Genomic DNA, 13700 nt, shown 5'->3' with positions numbered 1-13700 from the left:
GTGCTGTCACCCGCACTGACCGGCCTGCTGGCATCGCGCCGCAGCCTGCTCAATCAGCAGGTTGCCGAAGCAAGGCGACGCTGGCCCACTCTGGATACCGCGGCGTTCTCGGTCTTTGTCGCGCAGACGCTGGACCCTTTGTGCCTGGCGATTGCCGCAGTGGATGAAGCCGCGATGCCGGCGGCCACCGAGGTGGCCTTCGAGCTGGGCCTGGAGCTGATTGCACAGGGACTCGCGGGACCGGCAGCTCGGCTGCCGTGGGTAGATGCCGCGTGGCAGCAACTGGCAGTACCTGCCGCACCACTGATCGCAGCTGCGCCGCTGGAGACGCTGGGCGCACTCAGCAATGCGGTCGTGCGCATGCACGAGGTGCCGGGTGTGCGCATTGACGCATGGCTGCAGCGCATGGCCGCATTGGCTCCGCGTTGCGACAGCACGGCGGCCTTGCGCAGTGTCGGCGCGCTGTGTGCATGGCAGGCCGGCATGGCGCATCTGCGCGTGGCGGCATTGGCGCAGGCCGACGGTCTGCCTGCCGGATTGGCCGCAGAGGCTTTGGGCGTCGACGGCGCGCAGTGGCCGTCGCTGCGCAGCCAGCTCGGCAGCGAGCGTTGGTGGCACCCGCAGGGTGCAGCGGCAAGCGTGCAGGGGCAGACGGTTGGCGGCTTCACCGGGCTGGGCGGCCCATTCGCTGCGCCGCCGGAGCTGCGCGCCAGCGCGGAAGGTTTCATCGCACGTAGCGGCGACCGCCATTACCTGCTGATTGCCGATGCCTTCGGTGGTGTGGTGTTGCCAGCCAGTGCGGCGGAGTTTGCTGCCGCGCGGGTCACGCCGGCCACGCAGCTTTCAATCGACAGCCAGGGCGCGCGTATTGGCACGACCAACATCGTTTACGCCGCCCCAGCTGATGACCTTGCGGCGGTGGCTGGACCGGCCGGCATCGCCCTGTATTCGCCGTGGTCGCACCACGTGCGCCTGCTGCCGGGCGCGGCATGAGCAGCACCGAGCAGGAAAGCCTGCTGGCCAACTGGCGCGCCGCCTGGCCACTGGCGCTGGCCGACTGGAGCCGTTTCACCCGCTTGCAGGATCCGCGCCTGTGCGCCAGCAGCGTCGAGGCAGCGAAGGAGGGCCTGACCGGCAGCTTCGCGATGATCCGCCTGGCCGACCAGCGGGTGGTGATCGATCTGCCGCAGGTGCAGCGTTTGGGGCTGCAGGATCACGCCCGCGAAATCCTCGCCCACGAGATAGGCCATCACGTGCTCGCACCAGCCACGGCCACTGACCACGCGCGGCTGCTGGCGCGCATCCATCGCGCATTGCCAACATTGGAAGCGCACGCGCCGATGGTCGCCAACCTCTATACCGACCTGCTGATCAACGACCGCCTGCAACGCCAATGCGGCCTGCGCATGGCCGATATCTACCGGCGCCTTGCCACCAGCGCCAGCGGCAGTTCGCCGCTGTGGCAGCTGTACATGGGCATCTATGAGCAGCTGTGGCAGCAGCCGGCAGGCAGCCTCGGCGGACCAGCGCTGGAAGCTGCAGACCTGCGCGGCGATGCCTGGCTGGGCGCGCGGGTGATCCGCACCTATGCTGGCGAATGGATGGAAGGTGCCAGCCGTTTCAGTGCCTTGCTGCTGCCGCACTTGCTGGAGACGATCAGTGACGCGCGCGTCGACGCGCTGATGGATACCCGCCATGCCGGCCGCGGCAGTCAACCGGTGGGACTGGAGCGGCTGGAAGAAGACGAACTCGCGCCGGTTCTGCATCCGGCGCTCGATCCGCGCATCACTGGCGAGGAAGATGCTGGCGCAGCAGACGAGGTGGCGGAGGACGCATTGCCAGCCCGCGCGCTTGGTCACGGTCAGACCCGCGAGCCGTTCGAGTACGGCGAGATCCTGCGTGCGGCGGGGTTGGACATGGACCCGCAGCAATTCGCCGTGCGCTACTACCGCGAACGTGCCTTGCCGCACCTGATCCGCTTCCCGGTGAGCCCGCAGCCGCAGACGCAGGAGCTTGAACTTGAAGGCCTGGAGCCCTGGGAACCGGGCGATCCGCTGGACGCGGTGGATTGGCTGCAGACCTTGATGCAGTCGCCCACCGTGGTGCCGGGCGTGACCACCGTGCAGCGGGTAATGGGGCCGGCGCCGGGCAATGAGCCGGCCAACGAACCGATTGATCTGGACCTGTACGTGGACAGCTCCGGCTCCATGCCCGATCCGCAGCAGGACACCTCATGGCTGACCTTGGCCGGTGCGGTGATCGCGTTGTCGGCCTTGCGTGCGGGTGCGCGCGTGCAGGCCACCTTGTGGAGCGGCAAGCAGCAATGCCTGCACACCGATGGTTTCGTGCGCAGCGAGGACGACATCCTCAAGGTGCTGGTGGGTTACTTCGGTGGCGCAACGGCTTTCCCCATCCATCGCCTGCGCAGCACCTACGCGCAGCGGCCGGTGGCTGCGCGTGCCGTGCATATCCTGCATATCTCCGACGATGGCATCACCACCATGTTCGAGCAGGACGAGCGCGGCAACAGCGGCTGGGATGTCGCCGCGCAGGCGCTGCGCGCGGGCCGGGCTGGCGGCACCATGGCGCTCAATCTCTACAGTCCGTTGCCGGCAAGCCTGGTCGGCGCCAAGGGGTGGACCGCGGACCTGCTGCGCGCACGCGAGCAGGGCTGGGATATCCACGTCGTGCGTGACATGACCGATCTGCTGGCCTTCGCACGTGATTTCAGCCAACGCCATTACCAGTCGCTGGGCGGTGCAGGCCAATGAAAAACACCTTACGGAACCCGCCATGAGCAACAGCGCCTCGCTGGACGCCCTGCTGCGTCGCCTGATCGACACACCACCGGACTTCCTCGATCCGCCACGGCGCGGCCGCGAAGGACAGCTGCAGGTCGCCGCCGTGGTCAATGACGTGCTGGCCCTGCACGGCGTCGCCTTGCCTGCTGCGTTGCAGGCCAGCCTGTCCGGCAACCTGGCCGCGGTCACCGCCAACCAGCTGAGTCTGTCCGCGGTGATGGCGTGGCTGCTCGCCGATGAGGCCTGGCACGCGCTGCGCTTCCCGCGCGAGGCGCTGCTGCCGGTATTTGCCGAAGCGGTGCCCGCGTTGGCAGCGGAGGCCGCAGTGAACCGCTATCTGCACGACCCGGACCGGCGCGAGGAGCTGGTGCGTACCGCCATCGCCCGCCTTGGCTTGCTGCCTGCGGGTGAAACCGCGGCACAGGCAGCCGATCGCCTGGCCAGCGTCAGCAGTGTCGAGCGCCGTCGCCTGCTGGAAGCCAGCCGCGCTGCTGAAGCGCGCGCGCGTGCCATCCGCGAGGCGCTGGCACGCAAGGCCGCCGAGGAATCGGCGGACAAATGGACGCGCGAGTGAACGCGCGAGTGAATCAAGACCCGCACGACGGCGAGCGCTATCCCACCCTGAGCGAAGCGGGCAGGGCGATGCTGAAGCGGATGCGCGAGCACCCGGCAGCACCGCGCTACCGCAACCAGAGCGGCAATCGACTGCTCGCCGAGGAAGTGCAGCAACTGCGCGGGTACGAAGACGACATCCTGGGCGCTGGTTTCCAGTGGCAGCCGGGGTCACCCCCGCCGTGGTTGGGGGGCTTCGTCGATGAGGTGATCGCACAGGTGCCGTACTTTCGCGCGCGTGGTCGTGCCGCATGTTTCGAGGACATCGCTACCACCCATCGCGGTGACCTGGCCGCCGACATCGCCCAGTTCGTGCCGGATCCGGTGCCGCTGCAGCGGATGATGAATTTCCGCACCACCGGTACCACCGGCCACCCGCTGGTGCTGCCATCGCATCCAGTCGTGGCCGGTCGCTATCTGGCTTATCACAAGCGTGCGCTGGCGCGCGCGGGCGTACAGCTGCGCAACGGTCGCGGGCAGATGGGCGTGATGCTGCTGGGCATGCAGCGGCGTTGCTTCACCTATGTATCGGTGACGCCGAGCATGGACGAGTCCGGGCTGGCCAAGATCAACCTGCATCCGGATGAGTGGCGTCACCCCGACGACCGTACGCGCTACATCGATGCGCTGCAGCCGGAGGTGATCGCTGGTGATCCGATCTCCTTCGCTACCTTGTTGGAGTTGGGGCTGAGCCACCGGCCGCGCGCGCTGCTGTCGGTCTCGATGGCCTTGTCGCCGGGCCTTCGGCAGGCGTTGCAGCAACGATTCGACTGCCCGGTACTGGACATATATTCGATGAACGAAGCCGGCCCGCTGGCGGTGCATGACGCCGCCGCCGGTGGTCATGTGCTGCTGCAGCCGGGCATGTATGTGGAGGTGCTGGACGATGCCGGTCGTGCCGTTGCGGATGGACAGGTCGGTGAGATCACCCTGACCGGTGGTTTCAACTTCTGCCTGCCGCTGCTGCGCTACCGCACTGGCGACCGTGGCGCGCTGGCGATGTGTGGTGATGTGCCGATGATTGTCGACCTGCAGGGCAGGCGACCGGTACGCTACCGCACCCGCAGTGGCCGCTGGATCAACAACATCGACCTGACCCACGCCTTGGCGCCGCTGCCGCTGTCGCGCTTTCGTGTGCATCAAGGCGGCGATGGCAGCGTGAGCCTGCATCTGCCAGTCGCCGAGGGCGGTTACGCACAGCAGGCGCAAGCGGCCCTGCAACATACCCTGGACGACCTGCCGGTGCAGGTCGTGCTGATGCACGTGGAGGACAAAGTGCTGCAATACACCACCGATCTCACCGAAGGCCTGGGCGCATGACCGCACTGGAAATCGCCGCCAACGCCTTCGCCACCGCCTCCATCCTGTGTGCGGCGCGCAATAGCGTGCACACCTGGTGGACCGGCATCATTGGCTGCTCGCTGTTCGGCCTGCTGTTCTGGCATACCCAGCTGTACGCCGATGTACTGCTGCAGGTGTTCTTCGTCGTGGCCAGCATGTTCGGCTGGTGGAACTGGCACGCCAGCGCCAGCCATGAAGCGTTGCCGATCAAACGCACGCCGTTGCGCAGCTTCCTGCTGATGGGCGCCGGAGCGCTGCTGGCTGGCGGCGCTTACGGGCTTGTACTGCATCGCTTCACCGACGCCTACGCGCCGTTCGCCGATTCCTCGGTGCTGTGCCTGTCGGTACTGGCGCAGCTGCTGCTGATGCGCAGGCGCATCGAGACCTGGCCGGTGTGGGTGTTGGTCAACACCATCGCAGTGCCGCTGTACGCCTCGCGCGGGCTCACCCTGACTTCTGTCTTGTATGCCGCCTATTGGATCAACGCCTGGCTGGCGTGGCGGCATTGGCGCCGGTTGTGGCGCGAGCAGGGCACGGCTGCGTGAGCATGCTGCGGGTTGGCCTGGTGGTGGGCAAGTTCTGCCCGTTGCATCGCGGCCACCAATTGCTGCTGGATCATGCACAGGCCGCTTGCGAGCGCCTGGTCGTGGTCAGTTACACCAAGCCCGAGTTTCCCGGGATGGCACCTGCGCGACGCGAGGCCTGGCTGCGAGCGCTGTATCCGGATGCGGAGCACTGGGTGCTCGATGACAGCCGCCTTGCCGCACATTGCCAAGGTCTGGGGCTGGCTGCGCAGTGCCTGCCGCACAACGATGCGGATGACGAGGCGCATCGTTTGTTCATGGCCTGGCTGCTGCGCGAGGTGATCCAGAGCGAGGTGGATCTGGTGTTCACCAGCGAGGACTACGGGCCCGGTTTCGCCGCAGTGCTTTCGCAGCAACAGCAACTGCATGGCGGCCGCGCGGTGGCGCACGTTGAGGTCGATCCGGCACGGCGCAGCGTGCCGGTATCGGGTACTGCAGTGCGCGCGGACCTGCATGCGCAGCGGCAGCAACTGGCGCCGCAGGTGTATCGCGATTTCGTCAGACGGGTGGTGTTGCTGGGCGGTGAATCCACCGGGAAATCAACGCTGGCCCGGACACTGGCCACGCGCTGCGACAGTGTCTACGCGGCGGAGTATGGCCGCGAGCTGTGGGAGGCACAGGATGGGCAGCTGCAGGAGACGGATCTGTTGCATATCGCCCAGACCCAGGTGGCGCGGGAGGAAGCTCTGCTGGGTGCCGCCACCGGCTGGCTGGTATGCGACACCTCACCGTTGACCACCTTGTTGTACGCCGAGGCGATGTTTGGGCGCGCCGAACCGTGCTTGCTGGAATTGTCGCAGCGTCGCTATGACCTGGTGTTGCTGTGTGACCCTGATGTTCCATTCGTGCAGGACGGCACCCGCCGCGACGAGGCGTTCCGGCGCTGGCAGCATGCCTGGTATCTGCGTGAGCTTGGCAGCCGGCAGATTCCTTTCCGCCAGTTGGGCGGCGATTGGCAGCAGCGCGAGACGGCGGCGCTGGCGGCCATGGCCGAGCTGCAGCCGGCTGTGGATGCAGCCACATCGCGGCCAGCGCTGTTGGCTCAATAGCGCGCGGCTGCCAGTGGCGCATCCGCCCATTGCCAGGCTGCTGCTTGTTGGCGTTTGGTTTCGGCTGCCGCATCGGCCTGGCCCAGCACCTGTTGTGCCTGTGCCAGTCCGAACAACGACCAGCCATTGGCCGGATAGGTCTTGAGGTCCTGACTGAAGGCTTCGGCTGCGGATTCCGCATCACCTGTATCCAGCAGCGCGGCGCCCAGGTAGGGACGCACCGGCAGCGGCCAGTCGGCGGGCTCGTTGTAGGCCAGGGCATCTTCGGCGGCTGCAGCCTCTCGCAAGGCGGTGATCGCTTCGCCGTGTTTTCCCTGCGCGCGTAGCAGTTCGCCACGCAGGAGTGCATCGGCCACACGCAGCACGCCGTCGGCATGGTTGATGTCGAAGAAGCTGACCTGCGCCATTGCCGTATCGGCGGCGATGGCATGCAGGGCGTCGGCGTCGCGTGTTGCTTCGGCCAGTGCGCCTTTGCGGGCATGTGCCATGCCGCGGGCGAAATGGCGGATCGCGGCAGGATAGGGAAGTTCGTCTGCGGTGCTGGCGTCGGCGAGGATGCCGTCCCAATCGCCGAAGCGGACCTGGGTAAGCAGCGGTGCCACCACGAACTGCTGCATGAACTGCATCGGGGCCTCGCCCATGACCGTGCGGTCCGCCCGATCGGCCGTCTGTTTGGCGGCCTGCATGGACAGTGTGCGTGAGCCGGTCAGTCCCGTGGTCATCGTGGCGAAGTGCCAGTTATGCGGCACGTAGCCCAGCGGATAGACGCCATTGCTGCCATGGCAGACCGCGAGGAAGTCCTTGTCGGCGGTGGTAGCGGCCAGGTTGGTCAGGGTTGCATCGTGGTAGCGGCCAACGCGGATGTAGATATGCGCGGGCATATGCACCAGGTGGCCGGAACCCGGCGCCAGCGCAGCCAAGGCATCGGCGTGGGGCTCGGCACGCTTTGGCTCGGGCGAGGATTCCAGGGCATGGATGTAGTAGTGCATCGCGCCGATATGGCGCGGGTTGCGCGCCAGCACGCGCTCCAGCTCGCCGACCAATGCCTGGGTGAACTCGGCGGGCTTGCCATCCTGCCAATAGGCCCACGGCGAGAGATCCATCAAGGCCTCCGCGTACATCGTGGCGGCATCATCGTTTTCAGGAAACTGCGCCACTACCGCTGCCATCGCGTCGGCGTAGTCATGGTCCAGTTGCCTGCGGTCTTCTGGTGCGGGATCGCTGTAGCGTTTCTGCAGTGCCTGGATCAACGCTTGGTCGACGGGCCGCGCGCCAGTGGCAAGGGAGGCGGCACGCGCCGCCAATGCCGTGGCATCTTTGGCGGCCGCCGGATCCATCGGCAGATTGATGTTTGGCCCAATCACCAAGGCTTGTCCCCAGACGCACATCGCGCATTCCGGGTCCAAACGCGCGGCTTCGGCAAATGCGCGCCCGGCGGCTTCATGGTTGAATCCATAGGCCAAACGCAGCCCTTGGTCGAAGTAGCGCTGTGCCAGTGGCACCTTGCTGCCGATGTCGCGGTGCAGGTCGCCGAAGGTGTCGAACAACGGGAGTTCATTGGCATCTGCTGCCGGGGCCTTATCGGCAACGGCGGTTGCGTTGTCGGGAGCGTCGCAGCCCGACAGCGCTGCAGCCGCAAACAGGGGCGGAAGCAGCAGGGACAAGGATCGACGGATCATTGTGGCTTCTCGGGGCGGATGGACGCGAAGATACTGCTGGGCGCGGCTGGGTGGTGATACGCCGCGATGAAAACACCGTAAAAATTGCAGACCGGAGAATCGCAATTACGGTGTGCTGCGGACGCCGGCCGTTCATCGCCGGATGGCGAGGTGCCTGGCACGTATCGTGCGTGCCTGCCCGCGGATAGGCGAAGGCCGAGGAAAACTCATGGCTCGGCCCAGTTCTACGCATTTGTCGCAATCTCCTCTACGGCGCACAGTTCCTGCACGTATTGGACAAGGCGCAGAGATGATGCAGAAGCAGGGAATTCGCAGGAGATTGCAGGTGGCGGCGATGGTGTTTGCCGGAGCGGTGTCGTCGGCGGCGGCGTGGGCTGGACCGCCCGCGGACTGGACGACACCGATCAAACCATTTCATATCGTCGACAACATCTATTACGTAGGCAGCGAGGGACTGGCGGCCTACCTGATCGTGTCGGAGCAGGGGGCGATCCTGCTGGATGCTCCGCTTGCTGCCAATGCGGACCAGATCGAGCGCAACATCGAAAGCCTGGGTGTGCCGCTGCATGATGTGCGGCTGTTGCTCAGCAGCCATGCCCATGCGGATCATGTCGGCGCGATGGCCGCACTCAAACGCGACACCGGTGCGCGTTATGCCGCCAGCGCTGGCGACCGTTGGGCGCTTGAGAACGGCAGGAACCAGGGCGACAACAACTACGGCATCCAGCCCTTCGATCCGATCAAGCTGGATGAGGTCGTCAGCGATGGGCAGAAGCTGCGGCTTGGTGACGTCGAGCTCACGGCGCATCTCACGCCGGGGCACACCGCCGGTTGCACCAGCTGGAGCATGACTGTGAATGACCGTGGCACGCCGCGTGAGGTGTTGTTCCTGTGCAGCATTACCGTCGCCGGTAACACGCTGGTCGGGAATCGCAGCTACCCGACGATCGCCGAGGATTTCCGCGCGACGTTTGCAAAGCTTGGCGCGATGCAGGCGGACATCGTCCTGAGCGGCCATCCCGATACCACCGGCATCCTTGAGCGGCAGGCGCAACGCGCCGATGGCGATGAGAATGCATTTGTGGACCCTGGCCTGCTCGCCGGGCTGGTGGACGAGCACAAGGAGAGTTTTGAGGACGCGTTGAGCAAGGCGCGTTCAACGCCCCAGAGCCCTTGAGCAGGCGCCGCAGATTCCATCGGCAGACGAACTGCCTGAGATCTTCAGCGTAACCACGTAGCCCGGGTAAGCGCAGCGCACCCGGGGAATCGTTGAGTCAGATATGGCGTTGATGTGCTTGTATGGGCACGCGACTTCGCACCGCTCTGCCAGCTCCCGGGTGCGCTGCGCTTACCCGGGCTGCGGAGTCTGCTCGCTTTCATGTCGTCGGCTGGTTCACTCAAGCGCGAGTGCCTGCCGCAGGCCGGCCACATGGGCACGCCCGACCGGCAGCTCCCCGCCGCCATTGAGTACCAGCCAGTACCGACTGCCGCTACCGGAATGCAAGGTGCTGACATGGCGCAGGTTGACCAGGTAGGAACGGTGGCAGCGGATGAAGTCCGGCGGCAATATCGCGCTCAGGCCAGCCAATGATTTGTCATGTAGTTCACTGCGGCCATCACGCATGCGCAGCTCGCTGTAGTCGCCGTCGGCACGGATCCACTGCACGTCGGCCAGTTCGACCAGGGCGGTGCCCTGCGCGCGCCAGATGCCGAGGTAGCGTGCGCGGCCGGAACTGTAGCGGCCTACATCCAGCAGGCGTTCCAGTGCCTGGCCCAGGCGCTCACGCGAGAACGGCTTGGGTACGAAATCCAGCACGCCGTGCTCAAAGGCCAGCAGCGCGCGCTCGCGGTGGGCGGATACAACAACACAGTGATATCGGCCGGCGACTGCGCTGCGGAGCAGATCAAAGCCGTCCTCACCGCCGAGGTTGAGGTCCAGCAGCAGGCCGTCGTAGACGCTGCGCTGCAACCGGTCGCCGGCGGCATCGAGGTCGGCGACCGCATCGAAGCGCGCACGCGCGCCCGCGATTTCCGTACACAGCCGCAGCAGGCGCTGGCGGACCAGCGGCTCATCTTCGACGATCAGTATGCGCATGTGAGCTCGATACGGCTGCACCAGTCGGCGCCATCGGCGCCTTGGCTGTAGTGCCAGCGATTGGGATGGGAGGCGGCCAGGCTGGCCTCGATGTAGCGGGTGCCAGTGCCCTGGCCACGATGCGGCGCGGAGCCGCGCGCGCTGCGCAGTTCCAGGATCCAGTGCTGTTTGTCGCGCTGCACGCGCAGGCGGAATGGGCGCTGTGCGCAGGCCACCGCGCCGGCGTGGGTCAAGGCGTTCTCGACCTGTGCATGCAGCACACCGGGCGGCAGTGACAGCTGCAGGTCGTTGGCGTCGACTTCCAGCACCATGGTCTGATCCAGGGCGTGGCCGACGATATCCAGATGGTTGCGACACAGGGCCAGTTCTTCGCTGAGCGGCACGCTCTGTCGGCTGCTGCTTTCGCGCAGGCGATCGAACTGCTCGGCCAGCGATTCGACCAGACGGCTTGCCTTTGCCGGAGCCTGTTCGATCAGTTCCTGCAGGCAGGTGAGTGTATTCATCAGCCAGTGCGGCTGGATGCCACGCTGCAGCAGCTGCAGCGACAGATTTGCGCGCTCTTCGCGCAGGCGTGCATTGTGCAGGTCCAGGGCCCGCACCTGCTCCGCATGGCAGAGCAGCAGGAAGCCCACCAGCACCGCGAGCAGCAGGAAGTAGGGGCCATCGAGGAAGGCCCCGGGCGCAAACAGCAAGGCCAGTACGCCGGCGACCAGCAAGGCCAGGATCGGCCAGCGTTCTTCGCGCTCACCATTGGCCCGCAGCAGCAGCGCAGACGAGGCCAGCAGACTCAGCAGCAGCGCCACCGCCGAACGGATGTCGAAGCTGGGCAGCAGCACGGCCGTCATCACCAGTGTGGTCGCGTAGGCGATGCCCAGGCCCTTGGGCACGGCAACGCCGTAGCGTCGCGCCAGGTAGGCAGGCAGCAGCATGGCCGCGGCCACGTGCAACGCCAGCAGCGCATACAGGCGCAGGCCGTGCCATGGATAGAGATAGCCGAACAGCGGGCGCCAGCCTTCGATCACCGGCAAAGCGATTCCAACCGCGCACAGCGCAAGCAGCAGTCGCCCGCCCGGCATCTGCGGTCGGCCGTGCTGCAGCGCAAGGAAGTACAGGCAGGCTGCGACGAGTGCACCGGTGGCGAGGGCGGCGATCAGCCAGGGCAGGACCATGCGCTGGTACAACACCACGGCCGGCGCCACCGCAACCAGGGCATCGGCGCTGTACAGGCCGAACTGCTGATGATGGCTGGACGCAAGCACCAGCAATTCATCGGTGCCCGTGGGTGAGGAGGGCGGCAGTACGCGGGTGATGTCGACCTGGCCGGGCCGTTCCTGCTCGACGTTGGTGCCGACGACGCCATTGCCCGGCATCGGCTGGCCGTTCCAGTAGAGCTGGCTGGCGCCACGCAGCGACAGGCGCAGGGCGCGGCCGCCATCGTCAGGCTGGGTGGACGCGGGTGATTGCCAGCGCAGCCAGTACGGGCCGCGCCAGCTGGCCAGCGCTTGTTGATCGATTGGCTGCCAGCTGATGTCCGCAGGCGGCGAGGTCGGCAAGCCGCCAGCAGCGGTGACGCTGGCGGGCGCCATCTCTCCGCTCAGCACTTGCACGCTGTTGACGTCGCGCAGCAGCACAGCCAGCCATGCGGCGACCGCGAAGACCAGCACGGCCAGTACGCTCAGGATTCGTAGGATCGGCATGGGCCTATCGTATCGGCTGCGCGGAGACGCTGGGCGGTGGGTTGGAGCTGTTCGGCGGACGCGCGCCCCGCAAGCGCCGTTGAGGGAGGGATGCTGGCTCCGTGGCGAGGCAACGGGAGGTTTTTCCGGGTTGTCGGGGCCACGGCAACACCCACCTTCCCACTTAGTCGGAGCCTGCCATGTCCAACAACTCTCTGTTCGTTTCCAGTGCTTGCCGCCCGTGCCTGCAGTCGTTGGCGGCTCCTTCAAACGCCTCGCTTGTCGCTGGGCATCAACGCGACGCTGGCGGAGTGCTTGTGACCGGCAAGGGGAAGCTGGGACGTAGCGGCCGCCTGTTGGCGCTGTGCCTTGCCCTGGCTTGCGCCTCGCCGGCGCTGGCCAAGGACTCGGCTGCGCCGCTGGTGTTTGCGCCCTATGCAATGCAGACCAAGGGCAACGGCACCATCGCCACTGAAGAGGCCTTCCTCGAAGTTCCGCGTCGCCACAGTGAGCCGAACGGGCCGCGTATCCGCCTGCGTGTCGTGCGCTTGCCGGCGACCGGTGGCAATGGCCGCAGTGCACCGGTGGTCTATCTGGCCGGTGGCCCGGGCGGGTCGGGCTTCGGCACCGCGCTGGGCCCGCGCTGGCCGGTGTTCGACCGGGTCCGCCGTGAGACCGATGTGCTGCTGCTTGATCAACGCGGCACCGACTTCTCCGAGATGCCCCCGGAATGCCCGCACGAACACAAGTTCGATGATGCCAAACCGCTGCAGCGCGACGCGGCGCTGGTCGGAGTGAAGGCATCCCTGGTCAGCTGCCTTGCGTTCTGGAAGAACGCTGGGGTTGATATGGGCGCCTACACCACCGCCGAGAGCGCAGATGATATCGAGTACCTGCGCAAGGCGATGGCGCTGCCCAAGCTGAGCCTGTGGGGCATGAGCTACGGCACGCATCTGGCGCTGGCCACGGTGCGCCGCCATCCGGACAGCGTGGAGCGCGTGGTGCTGATGGGCAGTGAAGGCCCGGACGATTCGATCAAGCTGCCGCTGACGGCCGATGCATTACTGGCGGATCTCGCGGTCATCGCCAGGAAGGACGGCTTCGAGGATCTGCAGGGATCGGCACAACGCGTGCTGGCCAAACTGCGGGAGCAGCCGGGGCAGGGCAGCAGCCCGATGCACGGGGACAGGAAAGTGACCATCGGCGAGTTCGATGCGCAGATGGCGATTGCGGTCGCGCTTGGTCGCCGCTCCACCCAGCGCATGCTGCCGCTGGCACTGCGTGAGGCCGAGGCCGGCAACTATGACCTGCTCGGTGCGATCGCCTTGATGGTGCGCGAGGGTCTGGGCGGCTGGCGCGCCATGCCCACGGCAATGGATGTGGCCTCCGGGCAGAGCCCGCAGCGGCGCGCATTGGCGGCGGCGCAGGCCCGCCAAAGCTTGCTCGGCGACGCCCTGAACTTCCCGTTCCCGGAAGTTGCTGATGGCCTGGGCATGCTGGACCTGGGTGAAGCTTTCCGTGCGCCGCTGCGCAGCGACGTGCCGGTGCTGTTCATCAGCGGCACGCTCGACGGCCGCACCCCGCATGCCAATGCCCAGGCGCTGCTGCCCGGCTTCAGCCACGGCAAGGAGCTGCTGGTGCGCGGTGCCAGCCATGACAACGAGATGTGGGTGGGCAATCCGGGCATCGCCGACAACATTGCCGGTTTCCTGGCCGGACGCGGGCTCAGCGCGGACGTGCTGGATGTGCCGCTGCCGGTGTTTGTTACTGACAGGGCCAAGCTGTAAGCCAGAGCAACACCAGGTCAAAACCGGGGTCAGAGGCAAAACCGGGGTCAGAGTGGGGTTTCGGAACGAAACCCCA

At 66.5% G+C, this 13700-nt stretch carries 11 protein-coding genes; 8 read left to right on the top strand and 3 right to left on the bottom strand.

Going from position 1 to position 13700, the window contains the following annotated elements:
- Genes QMX78_RS07365 through QMX78_RS07340 form a run of 6 tightly spaced genes read left to right on the top strand, consistent with a single transcriptional unit; the run spans window position 1 to window position 6387 of the window.
- Window positions 1–993, top strand: coding sequence for a hypothetical protein (locus QMX78_RS07365; RefSeq protein WP_282268024.1), 993 nt, complete (start codon window positions 1–3; stop codon window positions 991–993).
- On the top strand, window positions 954–2771 hold the full coding sequence (locus QMX78_RS07360) for a hypothetical protein (protein ID WP_282268023.1): 1818 nt from the start codon (window positions 954–956) through the stop codon (window positions 2769–2771). Before QMX78_RS07365 ends, QMX78_RS07360 begins: the two co-directional genes overlap by 40 nt.
- Before the next feature lie 22 nt (window positions 2772–2793).
- Entirely contained in the window at window positions 2794–3375 is a 582-nt protein-coding gene (locus tag QMX78_RS07355) for a hypothetical protein (protein ID WP_282268022.1), read from the top strand.
- A gap of 8 nt (window positions 3376–3383) precedes the next feature.
- Window positions 3384–4733, top strand: coding sequence for an AMP-binding protein (locus QMX78_RS07350; RefSeq protein WP_282268021.1), 1350 nt, complete (start codon window positions 3384–3386; stop codon window positions 4731–4733).
- Window positions 4730–5299, top strand: coding sequence for a nicotinamide riboside transporter PnuC (gene pnuC / locus QMX78_RS07345; protein ID WP_282268020.1), 570 nt, complete (start codon window positions 4730–4732; stop codon window positions 5297–5299). The genes QMX78_RS07350 and pnuC overlap by 4 nt, the downstream gene beginning before the upstream one ends.
- Window positions 5300–5301: 2 nt before the next feature.
- Window positions 5302–6387: an AAA family ATPase gene (locus QMX78_RS07340; protein WP_282268059.1), complete on the top strand. Its 1086-nt coding sequence runs from the start codon at window positions 5302–5304 to the stop codon at window positions 6385–6387.
- On the opposite strand, the gene QMX78_RS07335 is transcribed toward QMX78_RS07340, so the two are convergent.
- A complete protein-coding gene (locus QMX78_RS07335) occupies window positions 6381–8066 on the bottom strand; it encodes a hypothetical protein (protein ID WP_282268019.1) in 1686 nt (561 codons plus the stop codon). The two genes, QMX78_RS07340 and QMX78_RS07335, sit on opposite strands and share 7 nt — an antisense overlap.
- Before the next feature lie 292 nt (window positions 8067–8358).
- On the opposite strand from QMX78_RS07335, the gene bla reads away from it, so the two are divergent.
- On the top strand, window positions 8359–9243 hold the full coding sequence (gene bla / locus QMX78_RS07330; RefSeq protein WP_282268018.1) for a subclass B3 metallo-beta-lactamase: 885 nt from the start codon (window positions 8359–8361) through the stop codon (window positions 9241–9243).
- A 216-nt stretch (window positions 9244–9459) separates the two neighbouring features.
- Here the strand turns inward: bla and QMX78_RS07325 are convergent, their stop codons facing one another.
- Both QMX78_RS07325 and QMX78_RS07320 read right to left on the bottom strand, forming a co-directional pair.
- Window positions 9460–10161, bottom strand: coding sequence for a LytTR family DNA-binding domain-containing protein (locus QMX78_RS07325; protein WP_282268017.1), 702 nt, complete (start codon window positions 10159–10161; stop codon window positions 9460–9462).
- Window positions 10149–11858: a sensor histidine kinase gene (locus QMX78_RS07320; RefSeq protein WP_282268016.1), complete on the bottom strand. Its 1710-nt coding sequence runs from the start codon at window positions 11856–11858 to the stop codon at window positions 10149–10151. The genes QMX78_RS07325 and QMX78_RS07320 overlap by 13 nt, the downstream gene beginning before the upstream one ends.
- A gap of 179 nt (window positions 11859–12037) precedes the next feature.
- Here QMX78_RS07320 and QMX78_RS07315 point away from each other — a divergent pair, with 179 nt between their 5' ends.
- Window positions 12038–13624: an alpha/beta hydrolase gene (locus tag QMX78_RS07315; protein WP_282268010.1), complete on the top strand. Its 1587-nt coding sequence runs from the start codon at window positions 12038–12040 to the stop codon at window positions 13622–13624.
- Window positions 13625–13700: the final 76 nt, after the last annotated feature.

The sequence above is a fragment of the Stenotrophomonas sp. PS02298 genome, assembly GCF_029959445.1.
Taxonomy (GTDB): domain Bacteria; phylum Pseudomonadota; class Gammaproteobacteria; order Xanthomonadales; family Xanthomonadaceae; genus Stenotrophomonas.
Note: the sequence above shows the minus strand (reverse complement) of the source record. Positions and strands in the feature narration are given on the sequence as shown.